Source organism: Sphingosinicellaceae bacterium (assembly GCA_019285715.1).
Classification (GTDB): domain Bacteria; phylum Pseudomonadota; class Alphaproteobacteria; order Sphingomonadales; family Sphingomonadaceae; genus Glacieibacterium.
Genome location: CP079108.1, coordinates 4,032,229 through 4,053,325, shown reverse-complemented (window position 1 = coordinate 4,053,325; position 21,097 = coordinate 4,032,229). Strand labels below are relative to the sequence as shown.

Genomic DNA, 21,097 nt, shown 5'->3' with positions numbered 1-21,097 from the left:
ACTTCCACAGGTGTCACGTTGTTCGGCCCTATTTGACGTTCGCTCACAGTACGAGCATGTTAAAAAGTGCGAAGCTCATGTTTGCCAACGAAGCAACAGGAAGCGCTCGTGCGGCGGCCAAGCCGCACTGCTAAAGAATATCGGGCAAAGGACTGTCGTTGCGCTAAATTAATTCGAAACTATCAATGCCAGTGCGACCACTTTGGCCGCAAACGTCCGGTCTATCTGTTCCTTGGAGAACCACCGACGGTAGAATAACGGACCGACAACCAATGCAATTAAATCGGCAGGAGTCCGGCCGGCCGGCAGATCTCCCCGTGCCAGGCCCCGCTCCGCCGCGACCAGGAACGGTGCCATCAAGCTCGTGTGGAGGGCGGCGTGGAGGGCAGCAAGTTCCGGGTCGCGTTCGGCGGCATCAATGATTGAGGGCAGGATAGTCGTCCATTTCGCCGACGCGAGTTGGTCGACAAGGCCGGCGACAAGCAGTTGGAGGTCCTTCGCTAAGCTTCCTGTGTCGGGGGCAAGAGACGGCGAGTTCATCGTCGCGCAGGCCGCTAGCAGCAGAGCTGATCGGGATGGCCAATGCCGGTAGATCGTAGTCTTGGAAACGCCCGAGTGGCGTGACACCTGATCCATGCTGACGCCCCCTATGCCGCCTTCCGACAGGAGAGCATAAGCCGAAGCCAGTACAATCGCCTTCGAACGTTGGACCCGCTTGTCTACCGCCTCCGCTGTCATGCGCCGCCCTCCGAACTTCCCGCTTGACCAGAAACGGCACTGCACAGTACCGTACTGTATCAGATTGGGCTGTCTAGGTAGAGTCGCCCTCAGATGGAGTTCATGTCAATGAAACTTGCTTCCACGAGGATCGTCACTAAGGACGTCTCCACCCTCGCACGGTTTTACGAGGACGTTATCGGTGTCATCCCGGTAGGCAACGAGGATTTCGTCGAAATCCGCACCTCGGGCAGCGTGCTGGCGATCTGCAGCGAACGCTCGGTCTTGAAAGACAACGCCGCGGCGGCGCGGTCGGCGTCCAACCGCTCGGTGATCCTCGAGTTCGAGGTCGACGACGTCGATGCTGAGTACTCGCGCCTACAGGGCGTCGTAGGAGATTGGGTGATGGACCCGACGACACAGCCTTGGGGCAACCGGTCGATGCTGTTGCGCGATCCTGATGGCAATCTCATCAACATCTACACCGCCGCGGGGGCGCTTGCAGCTCGAGCATCCCTTCCTCGGTGAAACGTTAGGCGTACGCTTGGCCATCGCAGCCGATCGGCACCGATCCGGCTGCTTCCAGTACTAAGATCAGCCTCCCCAGGGACGCCAGCGAGCTTGCGTTCGTCAGGGCGGTCAGACCGCTAAGTCATCTAAGGAGCGCAGTCCTTGCAAGTTCGACGACCTGATCTCCTTGGCCGTTGAGAACGGCCTTGGCGAGCCAGAGCCCAAATCCCTTGACTTGAGCGAGCTCGATGTGCGGCGGGATCGACAGTTCTTGCCGCGCCGTGACGGCGTCGAGAAGAGCGGGCCCCGGGTGAGCGAGAACGTCCGCCAGCGCGGCTTGGAGATCGGCCGGATCCTCGACGCGCCGCGCAAAGATCCCAGCTGCCGTCGCGACCGCCGCGAAATCGGGGTTATGGAGAGCTACGCCGGTTTCGAGCAGCCCCGCAGCCTTCATCTCAAGTTCGACGAAACCCAGCGTGCCGTTGTTCAGGATTACAACCTTGACCGGCAGATTCTCCTGCGTAAGCGTCAGTAGGTCGCCCATCAGCATGGCGAACCCGCCATCACCCGAAAACGAGATCACCTGGCGCTCCGGGTAGGCCGCTTGAGCACCGATCGCCTGCGGCAACGCGTTGGCCATCGACCCGTGATTGAGCGATCCGATCAACCGCCGCTTGCCGTTCATCGCGAGATACCGCGCCACCCATATGGCTGGCGTACCGACATCATAGGTGAATACCGCATCGTCGCTCGCCAAGTCGCTGAGCGTCTTGGCCAGAAACTGCGGGTGCATCGGCTTTCGGCCGGCGTGCCCGACCGCCAGATCATCGAGCCCAAGTCGCGCCTTGCGGTAATGGGCAAGGCTCCGATCTAGATGGGCGCGGTCGTGCTTTCGCTCTAGCCGGGGCAGGAGACCCGCAACCGTCGCGCCGACATCCCCGATAAGTCCCATGTCGAGCCGGCAGCGCAAACCTAGGCTTTCCGGTCTCAGGTCGACCTGGGCGATGACGGCGTCGGCCGGGTAGAACTGCCGGTAGGGAAAATCAGTGCCAAGCATCAGCAGCATGTCGCAGTCGTTCATTGCACGGTAGCCAGAACTGAAGCCGATCAGCCCCGTCATTCCGACATCGAAGGGGTTGTTCCATTCGACGTGCTCCTTGCCACCTAGCGCATGGACGATGGGCGCCTTCAGCATCTCAGCCAATTCAAGCAGCCCGGAATGCGCGTTAGCGCAACCGCGCCCGCACAGCATCGTCACGCGAGTGGCGTCATTCAAAAGGCCGGCGAGCCGGTCCAGATCCTGGTCCTGCGGCCGGACTATAGGCGCGGAAGGGAGAAGCGCTGAGGACAACGGCGCGAAGTCCGCAAGCTGCGATGCGACATCTCCCGGCAGGACGATAACGGAGACGCCGCGCTTGGCGACGGCAACGCGGATTGCGGACTCGATGACGCCAGGGAGCTGTTCGGCCGTTGATATCGTTTCACAATAGTGGCTGCAGTCGCGGAACAAGGCCTGTGGTCGCGTTTCCTGGAAATAGTTGCGTCCAGTCTCTGCGCTGGGAATCTGGGCCGCGATTGCGAGTACGGGCACCCGCGAACGATGACAGTCGTACAGGCCGTTGATCAAGTGCATGTTGCCGGGGCCGCAAGATCCGGCGCACACCGCGAGCGACCCGGTTAGATGGGCCTCGGCCCCGGCCGCGAACGCCGCGGTCTCCTCATGCCGCGTATGAATCCACGCGATGCCTTCTTGCTCGCGCAGTGCCTCCGTCACCGCGTTCAGGCTATCTCCCGCAATTCCATAGACGCGCTGTACACCGGCCTGGCGCAGCGCCCCCACGATGAACGCGGCGATGCTGATCTTGCCCATCGTCCGATCCCTTTCTCAAGAAGGTCGTTACCGCCGTCGCAGAGCACGGTCGCCAAATCCACCTTCACAATTGATCGCGATATGTCGGCGTATAGAGCATTGCCTCGATCCAAGGGCGGATTTCAGACGGCCGTTCCGCGGTTGCAAGTCCCGCGCCGAACATGAACTCAGCGACCCGCGTCGCCGTTGCGACCTCCACGGCGAGGATGTCGACCTGTCGCGGAAACAGCATCCCCATCTCGCGGAGACCTTCACCGACCTGATCGGCGCAGGCTTCCGCCGCGACGATGAAGCATTCGTCGGTGATCCGTGTCGGACGCGCCGCGTAGGTGGCCAGCCCGATAGCCGGGAAGATGTAGAAATTGTTTGCCTGCCCTGGGTGAAACCGCCTGCCTCTGTAATCGACGTCCGGAAACTGCACGCCCGCGGCGAAGAGAGCCGCACCCTTGGACCATGCATAGGCCTGTTCGGCGGTGCACTCTGCCTTCTCGGTCGGATTGGAAAGCGCGAATATGATCGGACGACGGTTCAGCACCGTCATCGCCTCAATGACCGGCTGATCGAATGCACCGCCGTGCGTGCTCAAACCGAGTAGGGCGGTAGGCTCGAACCACTTAATCGTCGCGACGAAGTCGGTGGATTGCGCCGCGTGGCATGCATAGAGGCGCTGCTCGGGCGAAAGGTCCTGGCGTGACGCTTCGATGAGGCCGTGCTTGTCGAACATCGCGATGCGCGCCCTGGCGTCCTCTTCGGAAAGCCCCTTGAGCTGCATGGCCTTGACGATCAGCCCCGCGACGCCCGTCGCCGCCGAGCCGGCGCCGAGGATGAGCAGGCGAATGTCGGTGAGCTGCGCGCCCGTGATCTGCGAGGCGGTCGTCAGCCCTGCAAGGGCGACGGCCGCCGTACCTTGGATGTCATCGTTGTAGCAAAGAATCCTGTCGGCATATCGGTCAAGCAGCCGAATGGCGTCGCTTCCCTTCCAATCCTCGAAGTGGATGCAGCAGCCGGGAAACACCTCCTGGACCGCCTGCACGAACTCCTCGACGAATTCGTCCAGCTCGGCGGTAGGCGGAGGCTCCTGGCGCAAGCCGAGATAGAGCGGGTCCGCGCGCAGCGATGCCCGGCTGGTGCCGATGTCGAGGAGCACCGGCAGCAGCTTCTCCGGCGGAACGCCCGCACACGCGGTGTAGAGTTGCAGTTTTCCGATGGCGATGCCCATCCCGTTCGCACCCAGATCGCCAAGCCCCAAGATCCGGCCACCAGTCGATACGCATATGAAACGGACGTCGCGCTCCGGCCAGTTCCGGAGCACGTCGGCGACCCGACCCTTCATGTCATGTGCGATGTACATGCCATGCGCGCGACGGTAGATGCTGCCGAACTTCAGGCACGCCTCACCGACGGTAGGCGCATAGATGATCGGAAGGAAGCGAACCGGGTCGCTCATGACGACACGGTAGAAGAGGGTCTCATTCCGGTCCAAAAGACCGGTCAGGTAGATGTAACGCTCGAGATCGGACGACTTCAGGGCCAGATGCTCCATAGCACGGTGGAGCTGATGTTCGAGCGTCTCGACACTGTGCGGCAGAAGGCCGACCAATCCGTTGGCCTCCCGTTCGACAAGCGAGAACGCGGTGCCCTTGTTGCGCCGCGGGTCGTTGGTCAGGGCGAGGTTCGATTCCCTAGTCTCGTGACTGGCGTTCCCCATGGCCTTATCCACGCCCCAGCATCTGCTGCTTGATCGCATTGATCGCTCGCGACGGGTTGAGATTTTTCGGACAGGTCTTCGTGCAGTTCATTATGGTGTGGCAGCGATAGAGCCGGAACGGATCGTCGAGCTGCTCGAGCCGCTCGCCCGCATGCGTATCCCGCGTGTCGGCGAGCCAGCGCTGCGCCTGAAGCAGGATCGCAGGACCAAGATACCTGTCGGGGTTCCACCAGTAGCTCGGGCACGAGGTCGAGCAGCAGAAGCACAGGATGCATTCCGACAGACCGTTGAGCTTGGCGGCATCGGCCGGCGACTGACGGCGCTCACGGTCGGGTGCAGCCTGGTCGTTCTTGAGCCACGGCTCGATCAACTCATACTGCGCGTACAGTCCGGTCAGGTCGGGGATCAGGTCACGCAGGACATGCAGGTGCGGTAGCGGAGCCAGTCGGCTTTCGCCGGAACGAAGATGCTCGATCGGCGTCAGGCATGCCAGCGTGTTCACACCGTCGATGTTCATCGAGCAGGAACCGCAGACGCCCTCGCGGCAGGAGAATCGAAAGGCCAGGGAGGGATCGATGTCCGCCGTGATCTTCAATAAGGCGTCGAGCACCATCGGCCCACAACCGTCCAGATCGATGTCGAAGATGTCGAGACGCGGATTTCGCCCGGAGGAAGGGTCCCAGCGGTAGATTGCGAATGACTTCGACCTCTCCGCCGCGCACGGGCTGAGCAATGGCCAGTGACGGCCTGTCTCGACCTTGGAGTTCGCGGGCAGACTGAATTCGGCCATGGCCTGTTCCAATAACGATAAACGGCATCGGGAAAGTGTCAGATGATCCGCTCTCCGGGCGGAATGGTGGGAGTCTCGTTCGACAAGGTCTTCAGACGCACTGGTCGATAGTCGACCTTGACCTCACCATTGTCGTCGCGCCACGCAACGGTGTGTTTGAGCCAATTCGTGTCGTCGCGCTCGGTGAAATCGTCGCGGATATGCGCCCCACGTGACTCGGTGCGCCTCAGTGCGCTTTCGACGACGACATCGGCTTGATCGGCGAGGTTGTGCGCTTCCAAAGCCGCGACCAGCGCCACGTTCCATCGCAGGCTCCCTCCGTCGAACGACATCGCCGCGATCTCTGGCCGAAGCGATCGGAGCTTGTCCTTGCCCTCCTGCATCGCGTCGTGCGTGCGGAAGACGCCGAAACTGTCCTGCATGACCTTCTGGATGCTGCGCCGCACCTGCCCCGGCGTGCGCCCCTTGCTCTTGAAGCGGATGCCGTCGAACCGGTCGATGATCTTTGCCTCGGATCGTTTCGGTACCTCAGCGACGAAACGGTTGGGCTGGATTAGCCCGACCGCCCGCTCTGCAGCGGCACGCCCGAACACGATCAGGTCCAGCAGGCTATTGGTACCGAGTCGGTTCGCGCCGTGGACCGAGACACAGGCGGCCTCTCCTATCGCCATCAGACCGGGCACCGTCCGGTTGACGTCGCCTCCCGAGGGATTGATCGCTTCGGCCTGCAAGTTGGTCGGAATGCCGCCCATGCAGTAGTGCACCGTAGGCACTACCGGGATCGGCTCTTTCGTGGCGTCTAGGCCCGCGAAGATGCGCACTGTCTCAATGATGCCGGGCAGTCGTTCCAGCAACTGGGTGCGCTCTATGTCCTCAAGGTGGAGAAGGATGTGATCCTTGTTCATGCCGCAGCCGCGGCCCTCACGGATCTCGACGCCTTCGGCATGACTGGTGATGTCGCGGCTCGCCAAATCTTTCTCACGCGGCGCATACTTCGCCATAAAGCGTTCGCCTGCCGCGTTCGTGAGGTATCCGCCCTCACCGCGCGCGCCTTCAGTGATCAGAGAACCGACGCCGTACAGTCCGGTCGGATGGAACTGGATGAATTCCATGTCCTGCAACGGCAACCCGGCTCGAAGCGCCATCGCGTTGCCGTCCCCTGTACAGGTGTGTGCGGAGGTGCATGCCTCGTAGGCGCGGCCGAACCCGCCCGTTGCGACAACAGTTTGGTGAGCGCGGAAACGGTGGATCGTTCCGTCTTCGAGACACCAAGCAAGCAGTCCGATGCAGCTACCATCCTCGGCCATAAGGAGGTCCAAAGCGAAGTATTCCACGAAGAAGCGCGCCCGATGCTTCAGGCACTGCGTGTAGAGGGTATGCAGGATGGCGTGTCCGGTTCGGTCGGCAGCGGCGCAGGAGCGCTGCGCCAACTCGCCTCGTGCAAAGTGGGTCGTGTGGCCGCCGAAGCGTCGCTGGTAGATGAGTCCGTCGTCAGTGCGGCTGAACGGTACGCCAAGGTGCTCGAGCTCGACGACCGCAGGTATTGCCTGACGGCACATGAATTCAGCGGCGTCCTGATCGGTAAGCCAGACTCCTCCGGCTACCGTGTCGTACATGTGCCAGCGCCAGTCATCTTCGGCCATATTGCCAAGCGCCGCACTGATGCCCCCTTGCGCGGCGACGGTGTGGCTGCGCGTCGGAAACACCTTCGTGACGCATGCGGTTCTCAGACCCCCTGCGACCATTCCAAGCGTGGCGCGGAGACCCGCCCCGCCCGCTCCGAGGACCACGACGTCGAACTCGTGGTCGATGATTTCGTAGGCCTGGGTCACGACCCGCCTCCGTCGGTGAACACCTTCAGGATCGCGAGGACGCCAGCAAGACAAAGAGTTATCGCAAGCCCACCGACGACTATCCCGGCACCGACCAAGCGGCCCTGGCCGTGTACATAGTCCGTCAGTACGGACCGCAACCCGACCACCGCGTGCGATAGCGTCGCGACAACGAACAGGAGCATGACGAACGCGTTTGCGGGTCGCCCGAGCCAGTTCGCCGCGGTGTCGCTTCGGGCGGTCGCCAAGTGCAGGACAGACACGACGAAATACAGGCCAAGGGGGATCAGCGCCAGGGCGGTCAATCGTTGCAGCCGCCACTCCGCCCTCCCGTTGCCGCCGCTTCCTGGGCCGGCAACCCGGCGATACCGGACGCTCTCCCGCAGGGCGGTCACACCTGCGGGGCTCGTTCCTTTGGATGCGGCCATCTACTCGCCCATCGCTACGAGCCAGGCGATCGCGCTCAGTATCCCGGTGAGGGCCAGGACGGCGTAACCGCTGCGGTAAGCTGTCTTGAGCTCGAAGCCGTATCCGGCATCCCATGCGAGATGCCGAATGCCATTGCTTAGATGATAGAAGAACGCAACGGACCAGCCGGCCAGCGCCGCGATGCCGACCGGAGACGCGATCAGCGCCTGCGTCGCGAGAAACGTCGCACCGCCCGACGCGATGGCGATCAACCACCAGACGAGGAGGATCGACCCGGCCGATAGGGCCACCCCGGAGGCGCGGTGCATGATCGAGAGCAACGACGTCAACTGGGGCCTGTACCATGTCAAGTGAGGCGAAAGTGGTCGCTCGATGGGCATATCGCTACAGCCTCTCCGTTCCGGTTGCGGGTTCAAGCGAACTTCAACGCGATGGTGGCCGCGACGATGCTCAGGATCAGGACGATGCGGAGCGCCGTCACGGGCTCGCCGAACCAGGCCATTCCGATCGCCACCGTCCCGATCGCACCGATCCCGGTCCAGATGGCGTAGGCAGTGCCCAGCGGGATCGACCGGATCGCAAGCTGAAGAAAGAACAGGCTCATAAGGAGGCTGATCAAGAATGCGAAGGTCGCCGCGACGTTCTTGAAATTCCCACTCAGTCTGAAGGTCGTCGTGAAGGCGACCTCGAACCCCGCGGCCAGCAGCAGGAAGATCCAGTTCATCGAGCGTACCGGCCCGAAATCTTCGCCAGCTGCAGCCCCATGAACGTTCCTCGCGAAGTGCGCGCCGCGACCCTCCCGACACGTTATCGGTACCGGACCGGGTTTCGATATGCCCGGTATATCGACAAGGTCTCATCCTCGCACTTAACTGGTATATCGCGCGCCGGTATAATCGCCGACCGCGTCCACCCTGGCGCCGCGCTCTATCCGAGCAGGTTGAAGGCCCTCATCGATCGCTCGATCAAGGAGGGATCCAGACCACGCGTGATGAACACCAACCTCGATCGACGATCGTGGTCAGGCCACCGGGACAAGTGCGTCGGGACGTGGACGAGCTGCTGGACGCCGTGAACGGCCACGGGACCCTCGGAGCCCTCGACGTTCAACAGACATTTGACGCGAAGGATGCGGTCGCCGTGGCGGTGGAGAAGCATGGTCAACCACAACCCGAACAAGCTCCAGTCGATTTGTCGGTCGAGGATCAAGGCGAGAGAGGAGACGTCGGCCGCGTGACCCTGGGCGCCATTAGGCGAACGGGCGCGGATGACCGCGTCAGGTAATGATCGTTCATTCAGTAGGTCTTGGGCATCGAAGGCGTCGGCGGAACTGATCAACGGCGCATCGGGATTGATGGCCTTTAAAACTTCGATCAACGGCTGCCGTGTCGACGGAGCGGCGATGTCGGTCTTCGTGAGCACGATGCGGTCCGCAACAGCGACCTGAAGCACGCTCTCGGGCTGGCTGGCGAGCTGGTTGCCACCATTGACGGCGTCGACCGTGGTGACGACAGCGCTCATCCGGAAGTGGTGCTTGAGCACGGGATCCGCTGCCACCGTGGTCATCACGGGTAGTGGATCCGCTAGCCCGGTGGATTCGATGACCAGCCGGCTAAAAGGGGGCACCTCGCCCCGAGCACGGCGGGAATGCAACGCGCCGATCGCGCCCGACAGTTCCCCCCTGATCGTGCAGCAGACGCAGCCTGACCGAAGGAGGACCACCGTCTCGTCGATCCGTTCAAGCAGGTGATGATCAAGCCCGATCTCACCGTATTCGTTGATCAGGACCGCCGTGTCCGCAAGCGCTGGATCGCGCAGAAGTCGGCCGAGCAAGCTGGTCTTGCCGGAGCCTAAGAAGCCGGTGAGTAGGAAAACCGGTGTGAACACCGGTATCTCGGTCACGGCCCGGCTTCGAAAGCGCGCAGCAGGTTGATCTCGAGCGGATCGGCGGCCGCTCCGAGAAGCGCTTCCACCGCAACCCAGAGGTGACCAAGGTTGTCGACGACTTCGGTCCTGCCGGTTCGGGTCGAAAGAAGGAACGCTGCTCCGTTCCAATCGACCATCTCAAGGCCGAGCGGTCGCAGGATCTCACAGGCATGGCGAACCTTTCGCGTCCGTTCGCGATGTCGTTCGGTCGGGCACGTGTTGCGCGTGAAGGTGCCTGGCCGGGCGTGAGCATCCGCCCAATGCTCGCTGCCGCCCAGTACGCCGCAGAGGGAGCACATCCGGCGCTACCGGATGCGGGGCGAGCGCTTGGCGAAATCGTCCACCATCTCGTCCATTGTTACGAACCGCACACCTGGGCGTGCGATCATATGTGCGTACAGGCGCTCCAGCATCATGATCACATGCGGCCGGCCGGATACGTCAGGATGGATCGTCATCGGAAAAACTGCGTATTCGTGCTCGCGGTACACCCAGTCGAACTGATCGCGCCACATCTGCTCTACGTCACGAGGGTTCACGAACCCGTGACTGTTCGGCGCCTTCTTGATGAAGAGCATCGGCGGGAGGTCATCCAGATGCCAGTTGGCGGGTATCTCGATCAGATCGGTCTCGGCACCGCGAACGAGGGGCTTCATCCAATCCGCGGGCTGCTTCGAATAGTCTATCTTTGTCCAACTGTCGCCGACCCGCACATAGTAGGGCTGGTGGTCATGATGCATCAACGAGTGATCGTATTTGATACCTCGCTCTAGCAACAGTTCGTTCGTGACGGCTGAGAATTCCCACCAGGGGGCGGCGTAGCCGGTAGGACGCCTTCCGCAGAGAGCGGTCACGAGTTCGATAGATCTGTCGAGGACGGCCGTTTCCTGCTCTCGGGTCATCGCGATCGGGTTTTCGTGGCTGTAACCGTGTATCCCGATCTCGTGCCCTGCGTCCGCTACCGCCTTCATCTCGGCCGGAAAGGTCTCGATGGAATGCCCCGGGATGAACCAGGTCGTCCGGATGTCGAACCGCTCGAACATCCTGAGCAGTCGGGGGGTGCCGACCTCGCCTGCGAACAGGCCCCGAGATATGTCGTCAGGCGAGTCTTCACCGCCGTAGGACCCGAGCCAGCCAGCGACCGCGTCGACATCGACGCCGAAGCTGCAGAGGATTTCCTTGGTCACGACGCCTCCAGCGAATTGTTGCCAATGTCTACGGCCGATCGACGCGACGTGTTCGGCGGGAACCCTCGGATAAAGGGCTCCGCAGCGAGCGCAGCCGCGAGTAGATGATCGTCAAGTCCAGGGCCGCCAGAGAGAAGAAGGCCGGTGGGCAGACCCTCGCCGTCGAAGCCGCTTGGTATCGACACGCTGCACCAGTCCAGGAAATTGCCGAGCATGGTGTTACGCATCGTCATCGCGTTCGTGGCAGCAAAGAGGCCGTCATCCGCCTCGAGCGGTGCAATCGGCGGCGCGACGTGCGGCACGGTCGGGAAGGCCAGGAGGGTGTCTCCGTCGAAAAGTTCGTCAAGCTCCAGGATGAGGCGATCCCGCCCGGCACGGATCGCCTGCTCTGCATGATGCCCTATGCTGGAGCCGGCACGCATCCGGGCGGCAACCTGCCGGTCCATCTGCGCCGAGTCTTTCGAAAGGCGGGCTTCGTGCAAGCGATATGCTTCCAGGGCGACTAGCGTCCCGAAACGGGCGTTGAGCTCCAGCACGGAGTCGAGCACCGGTACGGGGCGGCGGTCGACAAGCGCACCGGCGTCGGAGAGTCGCCGAAGCGCCGCTTCGGCATTCGCCGTGACGGCCGGCTGGCAGCCCTCCCAGACCGCGTTGGTCGGCACCACCAACCTCAGGCCGGCGACATCGCATGTGCCTCGAGATGACCCGACGGCATCACGCGCTACCGCGTCGACCTCCACCGCGTCGGACAAGGTGCGGCAGAGCACCCCCGCGGTATCAAGCGTCTTAGAAAGCGGGAAACAGCCGCCCAACGGCCAACGCCCGCCGGATGGCTTGAATCCGACGATGCCGTTGAACGCGGCCGGTACCCGAACCGATCCGCTGGTGTCGGTGCCGATCGCGAGTGGCACGATGCCCCGCGCCACCGCAACGCCACAGCCGGAGGAGGAGCCGCCAGGCACGCGCGGGTCGTGACCCCATGGGTTCCGCGGCGTACCGAAGTGCGGGTTCAGTCCCAGGACGGAGAACGCAAATTCGGTCAAGTTGAGCTTGCCGACCGTGACGGCACCAGCGTGAGCGAGGCGCTGCACGAGGACCGCGTCGGTCTGGGCAGGCACGTCACAAAGGATCCGGGATCCTGCCCGAGTGACCTCCCCCTCCAAGTCGAACAGGTCTTTCCAGGCGATTGGAACGCCGTCGAGCGTCCCCAGCTGTCGACCCTCGCCATACCGCGCCGACGATTCCGCCGCTTCCCGTAAGGCGCGATCCGGGGTCACGAGGACGAAAATCGCCGTTTCCGCCGCGGCGGTGATCGTTTCCAACGTGCAACGCGTCACGGCGAAGACGTCGGCGGACCCGCGGCAGAACATTGATACCTGCTCGGCGGCGGTCCGGGCTCCCGGGTCCGTGCCGGCTATGGCGTGGATGGACGACCCCGTCGCGTCGACCGACGGGTTGGAGCCGGCTGCCCTCATGACCGGCCGTGACGCACCGCCACCGTCCCGGTCACGATCGGTCCGATCGCTGCATGGCAGTGGCCGCAAGACTTCGTTCGATGCCTCGCAGCAGTCCGATCGACTCGATGCCTACCACGACCTTGTCGCGCTTGACGTTGACTACGTGCTCGACCGTCTCCCGTGCCTGGTCTTTCGCAAGGACTCCGGTTTCCACCAACGTGATCATGAGGCTTTCGCACAGCAGCAGCGCAGCGTGACCGTGAGGCTCTTGATGTTGGCGCATACGACCGTTTAACCGTTCCTGTGGAGACAGTAGCGGAACCAGTTTAGTTTTTGCCGATCGAGCGCGAAGTTTAGGGCTCAGACGAGCAGCACGAGTATCGACGGTCGGCTGCGTGTCGCAGAGCCGACGAACGGCCTCGGCCCATCGGCAGGGGCCATGCGGCGTGAGCCATACCTTCGAGCTGATCGCTCCCGCGGGCGGCCGGCGGCCTCCTGCGCTCGGCGTATAAGCCGATCAAAAGATCCTGCGGTATTGCACCAAGCGTCGTCAACGCCATCGACGGCGAGCTGCTCGAGGTTTCCCGACCGGCTCGCAAACTCGCAGCGTTGATCTGGTCGATCTAGACGATCGGTCCGCCTCTGGCGAATTGCCCAGCGGTCCTTCGGCACAGACCACTAATCGGCGAAGAATGTCTCGATCTCGCGTGCGACCTGCGGCGTGTTCTCGTCCAGCACGAAATGGCCCGCGTCGAGCCAGACAAGTCTCGCGTCGGGCAGGTCGCGCTTGTAAGCCTCCGCTCCGGGAGCGATGAAGATCGGATCATTCTTGCCCCAGATTATCAACGTTTTGGGCTGATGCTCCCGGAAAGCTAAATGCAGATCGTCATATCTGGCGATGTTGGATTTGTAATCTTCCAGCAGATCAACTTGATAGTCCAGAGTGCCTGGCCGATCCAGCAGTGCCTGGTCGAGCACCCAATTGTCCGGGTTGATGTTTTCCTCATCCTTGGCACCGACAAGCCACTGATACCGGGTACTGGCCAGCTTGAGGAACTCGCGACCGGGAGCCTCCGTAGCGGCCGTGCGCTTCGTCCAGAGTGGAGTCAGCGTATCCGTCAGCGGATCGCCGACACCTTCCAAGTAGGAGTTGGCGTTCTGGAAAATCAGACCCGCCACCGCCTCCGGACGCTGGGTGAAGATGCGGCAGCCGATCGGACCCCCGTAGTCCTGCATGTAGATAATGTAGGACGCAAGTCCGAGTACGTCGATCAGGCCGGTCACGTGAGTGGTCAGGTTGTCGAAACTGTATTCGAACTCCGTGTTCCGTGGTGCATCGGAATGACCGAAGCCGATATAGTCCGGGGCGATGACATGAAACCGGCTCGTCAGCGCCGGGATCAGGTCCCGGAACATCTGACTGCCGCTGGGCAATCCCGGCAGCAGGATGATCGTGCGAGCGGAAGGGTCGCCTGCTTCACGATAGAAGACGCGACGACCATGCACTGACGCGTAGCGATGCTTCGTTAGGCCTGATTCGCGTGGATGGTCGGTCAGGGTCATCTCGGCTGCTTCCAATTCAGTGCGGCATCGTTCACGCGTGTACCGCACCGCGATCGACTTGGATGGATTGGCCGGTGATACTCGCGGACCAGTCGCTCGCAAGGAAGAGATACGCACCCGCGACGTCAGACGCCTCGATGAGACCCGGGAGGGACTGCTGCGCGGTGACTTCGGCAAGGATGGCCTCGCTCGTACGTCCAGTGGCTTCGGCCAGGTGATCGGCCGAACGTAGTGCCGCGTCCGTGCGCACCCAACCCGGCGCCACCGCATTGACGCGGATGCCGCGTGGACCGAGCTCCTTCGCCCATGTTCGAACTAGGCCCAACGTGGCGTGCTTGGAGGCTGCATAGGCAGAAAAACCGGGTTCGGACGTTCGCGACCAGATCGACGCCGTACAGATGATCGATGCACCCTTCACCATGGCCGGCAGCAGCGCTTGGGTGAGGGACCACGTTCCGACGATGTTGATCTGGCTGATCCTCTCGACCCGTTCCAGCGTCGCGCTGCTCGCGTCGGCGATCCACGTAAGACCCTCAAAGCCGGCGTTGTTGACCAAAACGTCGGGCGGCGGGATCTTCGCCGCGAGTGCCTCCACGGCGACCCGATCGGTTATGTCGCAGCGATGAGCGGTCACCTTGCGACCGACGCCCGGCCACATCCCCTCCGCTGCCCGATACACGTCCTCGCCTTCAGCGATGATGTGAACCTGCGCACCGGCGTTAGCAAAGGCTTCGGCGACTGCGTAGCCGATCCCCCGGCTCGCGCCTGTGACTATGGCGATGCGCCCCGACAGATTAATGAATGGCACAGGCATGGCTTGTGATCCGATGGTGGCAGTCGCGGTGCCGATGCTGGACGGCAGCAAGGGTAACGGAACGCAAGTGGCGTAGATTGGTCAATCGGCCTTGGTCAGCACGCCTGCGATATCCGGATTGCCAAGCGGAAACACGCCGAGCTGGAAGAAGAGACCGAGTGCGTCTTCGTGGTACACGTATTCGACGACAACATTGTTTTTGAATCGGAAAATCTCGGCGCCGTAGATGTCGACTCTACGTCCTGTGCCAGGAATACCGTAGAAATCGCCACTATGCGTACCCTGCAACCGGAAGCGACTGGCTACCTGATCGTCTTCAGCGAGGATCTCCACGACGTCCTCGCGGATGTCGGGGAACGCGTTACGCCAGAACTGCACGAGCGTCTTGAAGCCTTCACGTCCCGTTGGCCAGCCCGGCAGAAAGTGGGCGTGCTTGACATCGCTCGCGAAGATTTCATCGATGCTGGCCATGTCACCCATATTCCAGCAGCTCGCGTAGATCCGCCTGACAGTTTCCTTATGGCGCTCTTGATCCGTCATCTTTATCTCCAGAACTGCGACAGCACCTTCTGAGTGCGAAACGACCCGACGTTCGCCGTCAACCACCTGTCTAGTCGTCTATCGACCGGCGGCCGCTTAACTGGATTGTCTTCCTCCGCCGGAGAGCTTCGGTAGTGTCGAAATCGATCAGGCTAGCACCCGTAGGGCTGGGGGTTCGCGACGTTCCAATTCGTCGAAGTAGTGGGCCACGTCGGCGGTCGCTCCGCGTAGCTGCAGATAGCTCTCATCGAAGCAGGCGATGCCTTGAAGACTGCGGACGTCGACGAGGTGAATCATCCGGCGCTCCATCGAGATCAGACCCTGTAGCCGATACTCTTTTAGGATCCGGTTCACGTGAACGGGCGTGATGCCGAGGGTGTCGCCAAGCTCGGTCTGGGTAAGCGGGTATTGAAATCGGTTGCCGTCCGCGAGACCGACTGCGGCGTGGCGCCAGAGAAGTTCGCAAAGGAGGTATGCAATGCGTCCCCGAGCATCGCGGCGTCCCAGCGAAACGATGCGCTCGCGGAGCATCGCCTCCTCCTGCATCGAACTCCACCAAAGCGCGGCGGAAAGACGTGGTCGGCGTGCAAAGGTGTCCATCATGCTGTCGCGTGAGATCGGCGCGATCCGCACCGGGGTCAGCGTACCGATCGAGTGATCCATCGAGCGAAGCAGGAACGCGTGGGCGTCGCATAGATCTCCGGGAAGGAGGAAGGTGATGATCTGCCGCCCCCCGTCGGGAAGCGAGCGGTAGCGAACCGCCATGCCCTCCTTCACGATAAACATCGACCGGGGTGCATTCCCTTCGGTTGCCAAGTCGACATCCGACGGGAAGCACTCCTCATCACGGACGAGCGCGTCCAGGACGTCGCGGTCCAGTTGCGACAGTTGCGCGAAGTGGGACAACTTGCGGACCAGCGGGTTGGCGCCGTCGTCCTGCAGCCGCGTGGGTTCGAGCCTACGCCCGAGTTCACGTAACCATGTCGTCGAGTTATTCACCAACAGTCTCCCGCGACGTCAGCATGGCGGAGAGGTCGGCGCGCGGCGCAGGCACCCGGTTCGCGCCATATTGAGCCAGACCTATTGAAAGCATCAGTACCGACGTTGCGAGCAGGACAATGTCCTTCACCAAGAACAAGCCGTCCGCCGACATCACCGGGGCCGCGTTGGACGCGAATACCCCAGGGGTGGTCAGGAGGAAGCTGAGCGTGGTGAGAAAGGTCACACACGATCCAGCCGCACCCGCCAGAGCAAGTTTTGATCCTGCTCGCCAGAAGCCAACAGCCAGCAGGGTACCGAAGGTCAATTCGGACGCGCCAATCACCATGCTGGCGCCATCGACGCCTAGTACGTTCAGCCATGAGGTGAGTGGGCTGTTGCTCACCAAGGGAGCGATGCCCTTGGCCTCTATCGGCGAAAACTTCTGGAGGCCAAAAATCAGAAAGACCGCAACGAGGGCACCGCGCAGCAGATGCTCAGCGAACCGTTTGAACGGCGACGATGGATCCCTGAGGTCTGACGTCATGGTCGTTCCTTGTTCCAGACTGATCCATTGCAGCGCAAAGGGGGTGACTTCGCCCGTTACCCGATCTCCGGCGGCCCTTTGAGTGTCACGTGTCAGTGGCGGACCTCGAGCCGCTCGTAGGCAACCTTCGAGGTGGCTCGGATAACAATCGAGTCGACGTTTCGGACCGCGCGCCGGGGGAGGGGGGAGCGACGCGCGGCCCGGCGATCCGTCAGCGCAGGCGCCGATGGTCGCTAGCTTCCAACAGAGAATTGCCAATCAACCATAGACAAGCCGCGAACAGGACGATGTCCTTGAGCAGGAATGCCCCGGGCGCCGTCGACAGGTTCAACGTGCCCTCGTGGCCCGCCGCGATGACACCAGGCGTCGTGAAGATGCAGCTTAAGGTGAGGACGAACGACCAAGCACCCATCGCTCCGCCGAGCACCGAAGCACGAGGATCCACGAACCGCGCAGCGATCAGCAGGCCCGTGACGATTTCGAACACGCCTAGGAACCTTGCTCCGCCCTGTACGCCGAAGAGCGTGTACAGCCATGAGATCAGGGGATTGTTGGAGATGATCGGGACGAGGCCCTCCGCCTCGAACGGCGTGAACTTCATGCCCCCGAACCATAGGAAGATGATCGTGAGTGCGACTGTGATGGTCCAGCCTCCGATCCTCGCGACGGTCGCGCCGAGTCCGTGTGCGGCCATCTGGATCTCAGGTTCGGTCTGCGTCTCTGCGGTGGCGGTGCTGGTAGGATTCATGACGTTTTCCTTCGTTCTGCACCGGCCGGGCCATCGCGGCGACGACGATCGGGCGGTGAGGAGATGGCGCTCCGCAATACCGAGCGCCGCGATGCATCCGGACGCGGGTCGGTAGCACGGCCGGTGGTTGCTCCGAGCCGGCCTCGACTTACCGGCGACGCCCGGAACGGGCCGACAAGACCACGTTTCGGAGGCGTTCCGCCGAGTGTCGACCGCATGATGTACGCGGCCGTAGCGGCGGCAACTGCCGAATCGATGTCCACGGCACGCCGAATCGAGGTCAAGCTATCCGTCATCGCAGACTTTCAAGGGCGAGGTTAAGACTACCAAAGTACTCAGCGTAGGAGCCTCATCGTATCGTTCCAAGAATTTGGTATCATGCTGGAATTGAACTTCGATATGCAAACCGGCCTTTGCGCGATTAAGCAGCAGGAAAGGCTCGAAAGTGCTAGCAAAGGACCCAGTTCGGCTCGGATTATTGATCTGCTCTGGTCGTCCACGATTGCCTGGTCACCCAGCCGCACTGTAGGGGTGGAGTCGCGCTCGAGGTCGATGAGCGTATGAAGCCGATCGGCTAATCGGACCGGAGCGCATCGAAAGCAGTGGCCAGCACCAAATTCGCCTTCAACAACGAAGCAGGTCATCGCCTTTCAGGGATCCTTGAGACGGGATCCGTACCCATCCACGCCTACGCCATCTTCGCGCATTGCTTCACCTGCGACAAATCCTCGCTCGCCGCGGTCAGGGTGAGCCGGTCGCTTGCAAAGGTCGGTATCGGCGTCCTTCGCTTCGACTTCACCGGTCTTGGCGAGAGCGAGGGCGAGTTCGGGCGCGGATTGTCTGGTGATGTTCGCGACATCGTGTCGGCAGCGACCGCGATGGCACGCGCGGCGATGGCACCTCAGCTCCTGATAGGTCACAGTTTCGGGGGGGCTGCCGTGCTGGCTGCGGCTGGCGCGCTCGATGAAGTCAAGGCGGTCGTGGTCATCGGCACTCCTTTCGACGCCGAGCACGTTCTTACCCATCTTGGCACCGTGCTGGACAACGTGGCAGGCGACGGTCGTGTCCCCGTCTCGATCGGCAGCCGCGAGTTCTGCTTGGGGTCCAGCTTCGTCGAGGACATCCGTGCTCAGCATCAGCAGCCTCGTATCGCCGAACTGGGCCGGGCCTTGCTGATCCTGCATTCACCTCTGGATGAAATCGTTTCCATCGCGAACGCCTCCGAAATCTTCCTGGCAGCCCGTCACCCGAAGAGCTTCGTCTCGCTCGATCACGCCGATCATCTACTCCGAAAAGAGAATGACGCCGCCTACGCCGCAGAGGTGATCGGTGCGTGGTCCCGCCGATATCTCGACGCCGCGGTCACGGACCCGGTGGCTCCCGTGCGTGGCCTCCGCGTCGAGGAAACTGGCATGGGCAGGTTCCAAGTGAGGGTCGTCGGCCCCTCCGCCAGTTTTCTCGTCGATGAGCCGGTGAGCGTTGGAGGGCTGGGTTCTGGGCCGTCGCCCTACGACCTGATCGCCGCAGGTCTTGGCGCGTGCACAGCGATGACGTGCCGGATGTACGCTGATCGCAAAGGATGGTCCCTAGATCGGACGATCGTCGAGGTGGGGCATACGGGCAGGCACGGCGCGGCGCGCGAGACCTTTTCCCGGCGAATCGGTTTCGAGGGCGGGATCGACGAAGATCAGCAGGCCCGGCTGCTTGAGATCGCTGATCGCTGTCCAGTCCATCGCACCCTTACCGATGGTGCGATGGTGACGACCGGTCGCATCATCGACGGCGTACACGACGATGGAACACCCGACATTCCAGGAGACCACGCTCGGCGAGTCGTTGAGGCCTGCACCGATGGCGACCTAAATGAAGCCCTGAGAGCCCTCGCAGCCGACCGGAGAAGGGGGACGGGCGAGCATGCCTGATCTTCAGCGCCTTCCTCCCCGATGCGAGGCGTATGGACCGCCTTTCGAACGTATCCCCAGCCGCCCGGCGTCGATCTTCGCGCAGCGCATGTCCGGACCGTCGTCCGGCCAGTCGTTCGAACGCGGTGCTAGCACGCGCCCTTGTTCGATGATCTGTCCTGCCGAACGCGGCATGTTTTCGCGCAAGGCGACCGCTGACCCGACCCTACCGTCGGTCGATCTGGACCTCACGTTGGTTTCGGCGGCACCTGGGTCGCGTACCGCCTATTCGCCTCGCCGGCGTCATGCGTCGGGGCCGTGTCGCGGTCGCCGGCTTGATGCACCTCGCGATGATTTGGCGCATGCCGACAACTCCGAACCGCAAGCCATCGGAAGGTGCTTCGCGGACCGGATCCCTTGAACAGGAGATGATCTCGTGAACGGGATGGTCCGCAGCGATGCCGCCGACGATCTGCCAGCGGTGGATCCGACGGCTACACCATCCGGCAAGCCGATGTCACCACAGCCTCATCTGGAGGTGAGCGGCCAGCGGGAGGACGCCGGTCGCCATGGCGACGACGAGTTCGACAGCGGCACCAATATCATAGCCGGGGACCGGGTCCCGAAGCATACCCCCGAAGCGGAGCGCGCTCGCGTTGCGCGCGAGCGGGGACGTCCGCCTCTCGTCCCGGGGGCCAAGTACCGGTAACCGTCGGCCCGGCGTCACCGAGCCGGTCGACCGCCGTGGTAGAAACATTAGAGGCGGCGGGCCGATCTCCGACTGACCCCCGCAGGGTCTCGGGCCGTGGCGGTCGCTTAAACTGGTTAAGCTTGGGCAACGCCTTTTGCTGATACTGAGCTTCACCCGGGATCATCCTGTCTAGGCGCTTCCCGATATGCCGATGAAGCCTGGCGCTGGGCTCGACGCAATCGACCTGCCGACCTCGTCTCTAGAGAGTTGACGCCATGGCCCACCAGCCCGAGTTTTTGGAAAGCAGCGGACCGGCCGAGATATCTGTCGAGCGCATGACGTTCCTAGGCAAGATGGTAGAGACCTGCATCGTCACCCGAGATCACCGTCGATGCATGGAGGGTCTATGGCGCCTCGGTATAGGCCCATGGCAGGTGTTCACGTTCAGCCCCGAAAACACGACCGATCAGACCTATCAAGGGAGACCCAGTGAGTTCGTACTGACGGTTTGCTTCGCGGAGATGGGTGACATGATCTGGGAAGTCATCGAGCCTGTCTCAGGAGATACCATCTTCCGTGACTTCCTGGATCAGCATGGGGAGGGAATCCACCACACTGCTCATGACTGCAATGACATTCCGTTCGAAGCGCGGCTTGAAGAATTCGCTCGGCGGGGATTCAAGCTGATTCAGTCGGGTAGCTGGATGGGTGCGAACCACTTCGCCTTCTTCGGCACCGAAGACGCCACCACGACGTGCTTCGAGACCTATGTCTTTCCTGGCGACTGGACCTACCCCGAGCCGGACAGATGGTATCCGGCCAAGCCGTAGTCGCGTCACCATCGACGGGGTCGCAGGCGGCAACCTAACTTCGCGCCGAGGAGCAGAAG

22 protein-coding genes are annotated in these 21,097 nt (G+C 62.3%); 3 read left to right on the top strand and 19 right to left on the bottom strand.

Features of this window, described 5'->3' with window-relative positions; all coding sequences use genetic code 11:
• Positions 1-168: 168 nt before the first annotated feature.
• Positions 169-738 (bottom strand): TetR/AcrR family transcriptional regulator, encoded by a 570-nt coding sequence (locus tag KX816_18705; GenBank protein QXQ06186.1) that lies wholly within the window; start codon positions 736-738, stop codon positions 169-171.
• Positions 739-846: 108 nt separating this feature from the next.
• Here KX816_18705 and KX816_18700 point away from each other — a divergent pair, with 108 nt between their 5' ends.
• Positions 847-1,245 (top strand): VOC family protein, encoded by a 399-nt coding sequence (locus KX816_18700; GenBank protein QXQ06185.1) that lies wholly within the window; start codon positions 847-849, stop codon positions 1,243-1,245.
• Positions 1,246-1,369: 124 nt separating this feature from the next.
• Here the strand turns inward: KX816_18700 and poxB are convergent, their stop codons facing one another.
• The 18 genes from poxB to KX816_18610 all read right to left on the bottom strand — a co-directional run bounded on the left by poxB (position 1,370) and on the right by KX816_18610 (position 17,616).
• On the bottom strand, positions 1,370-3,097 hold the full coding sequence (gene poxB, locus KX816_18695; protein QXQ06184.1) for a ubiquinone-dependent pyruvate dehydrogenase: 1,728 nt from the start codon (positions 3,095-3,097) through the stop codon (positions 1,370-1,372).
• A gap of 64 nt (positions 3,098-3,161) precedes the next feature.
• On the bottom strand, positions 3,162-4,817 hold the full coding sequence (locus tag KX816_18690) for an NAD-dependent malic enzyme (GenBank protein QXQ06183.1): 1,656 nt from the start codon (positions 4,815-4,817) through the stop codon (positions 3,162-3,164).
• Positions 4,810-5,595, bottom strand: coding sequence for a succinate dehydrogenase iron-sulfur subunit (locus KX816_18685; protein ID QXQ08670.1), 786 nt, complete (start codon positions 5,593-5,595; stop codon positions 4,810-4,812). The genes KX816_18690 and KX816_18685 overlap by 8 nt, the downstream gene beginning before the upstream one ends.
• 38 nt (positions 5,596-5,633) lie before the next feature.
• Positions 5,634-7,427 (bottom strand): succinate dehydrogenase flavoprotein subunit, encoded by a 1,794-nt coding sequence (sdhA, locus tag KX816_18680; protein QXQ06182.1) that lies wholly within the window; start codon positions 7,425-7,427, stop codon positions 5,634-5,636.
• A complete protein-coding gene (gene sdhD, locus KX816_18675; GenBank protein QXQ06181.1) occupies positions 7,424-7,822 on the bottom strand; it encodes a succinate dehydrogenase, hydrophobic membrane anchor protein in 399 nt (132 codons plus the stop codon). Before sdhD ends, sdhA begins: the two co-directional genes overlap by 4 nt.
• 33 nt (positions 7,823-7,855) lie before the next feature.
• The gene (gene sdhC / locus KX816_18670) at positions 7,856-8,236 is read right to left on the bottom strand and encodes a succinate dehydrogenase, cytochrome b556 subunit (GenBank protein QXQ06180.1); all 381 of its coding nucleotides are present in this window, start codon (positions 8,234-8,236) and stop codon (positions 7,856-7,858) included.
• A 32-nt stretch (positions 8,237-8,268) separates the two neighbouring features.
• The gene (locus KX816_18665; GenBank protein ID QXQ06179.1) at positions 8,269-8,580 is read right to left on the bottom strand and encodes a multidrug efflux SMR transporter; all 312 of its coding nucleotides are present in this window, start codon (positions 8,578-8,580) and stop codon (positions 8,269-8,271) included.
• A 203-nt stretch (positions 8,581-8,783) separates the two neighbouring features.
• Complete coding sequence (locus tag KX816_18660) at positions 8,784-9,758, bottom strand: GTP-binding protein (protein ID QXQ06178.1); 975 nt, start codon at positions 9,756-9,758, stop codon at positions 8,784-8,786.
• Entirely contained in the window at positions 9,755-10,081 is a 327-nt protein-coding gene (locus KX816_18655) for a hypothetical protein (protein QXQ06177.1), read from the bottom strand. The genes KX816_18660 and KX816_18655 overlap by 4 nt, the downstream gene beginning before the upstream one ends.
• 6 nt (positions 10,082-10,087) lie before the next feature.
• Positions 10,088-10,969, bottom strand: a complete 882-nt coding sequence (locus tag KX816_18650) for a polysaccharide deacetylase (protein QXQ06176.1) — start codon at positions 10,967-10,969, stop codon at positions 10,088-10,090.
• Complete coding sequence (locus KX816_18645) at positions 10,966-12,444, bottom strand: amidase (GenBank protein QXQ06175.1); 1,479 nt, start codon at positions 12,442-12,444, stop codon at positions 10,966-10,968. Before KX816_18645 ends, KX816_18650 begins: the two co-directional genes overlap by 4 nt.
• A 31-nt stretch (positions 12,445-12,475) precedes the next feature.
• Complete coding sequence (locus KX816_18640; protein ID QXQ06174.1) at positions 12,476-12,652, bottom strand: hypothetical protein; 177 nt, start codon at positions 12,650-12,652, stop codon at positions 12,476-12,478.
• 452 nt (positions 12,653-13,104) lie between these two features.
• Positions 13,105-13,989: an alpha/beta hydrolase gene (locus tag KX816_18635; GenBank protein ID QXQ06173.1), complete on the bottom strand. Its 885-nt coding sequence runs from the start codon at positions 13,987-13,989 to the stop codon at positions 13,105-13,107.
• 31 nt (positions 13,990-14,020) lie between these two features.
• A complete protein-coding gene (locus KX816_18630; protein QXQ06172.1) occupies positions 14,021-14,854 on the bottom strand; it encodes an SDR family oxidoreductase in 834 nt (277 codons plus the stop codon).
• A gap of 30 nt (positions 14,855-14,884) precedes the next feature.
• Positions 14,885-15,283, bottom strand: coding sequence for an ester cyclase (locus KX816_18625; protein ID QXQ06171.1), 399 nt, complete (start codon positions 15,281-15,283; stop codon positions 14,885-14,887).
• 207 nt (positions 15,284-15,490) lie between these two features.
• Positions 15,491-16,342 carry a Crp/Fnr family transcriptional regulator gene (locus KX816_18620; protein ID QXQ06170.1) on the bottom strand — a complete coding sequence of 284 codons (852 nt, stop codon included), beginning with the start codon at positions 16,340-16,342 and terminating at the stop codon, positions 15,491-15,493.
• Positions 16,335-16,868, bottom strand: coding sequence for a DUF417 family protein (locus KX816_18615; protein ID QXQ06169.1), 534 nt, complete (start codon positions 16,866-16,868; stop codon positions 16,335-16,337). The genes KX816_18620 and KX816_18615 overlap by 8 nt, the downstream gene beginning before the upstream one ends.
• A gap of 211 nt (positions 16,869-17,079) precedes the next feature.
• The gene (locus KX816_18610) at positions 17,080-17,616 is read right to left on the bottom strand and encodes a YkgB family protein (protein QXQ06168.1); all 537 of its coding nucleotides are present in this window, start codon (positions 17,614-17,616) and stop codon (positions 17,080-17,082) included.
• A gap of 602 nt (positions 17,617-18,218) precedes the next feature.
• On the opposite strand from KX816_18610, the gene KX816_18605 reads away from it, so the two are divergent.
• Both KX816_18605 and KX816_18600 read left to right on the top strand, forming a co-directional pair.
• On the top strand, positions 18,219-19,538 hold the full coding sequence (locus KX816_18605) for a bifunctional alpha/beta hydrolase/OsmC family protein (GenBank protein QXQ06167.1): 1,320 nt from the start codon (positions 18,219-18,221) through the stop codon (positions 19,536-19,538).
• Between the two features lie 945 nt (positions 19,539-20,483).
• Positions 20,484-21,038, top strand: a complete 555-nt coding sequence (locus tag KX816_18600; protein QXQ06166.1) for a VOC family protein — start codon at positions 20,484-20,486, stop codon at positions 21,036-21,038.
• The last annotated feature ends 59 nt before the right edge of the window (positions 21,039-21,097 follow it).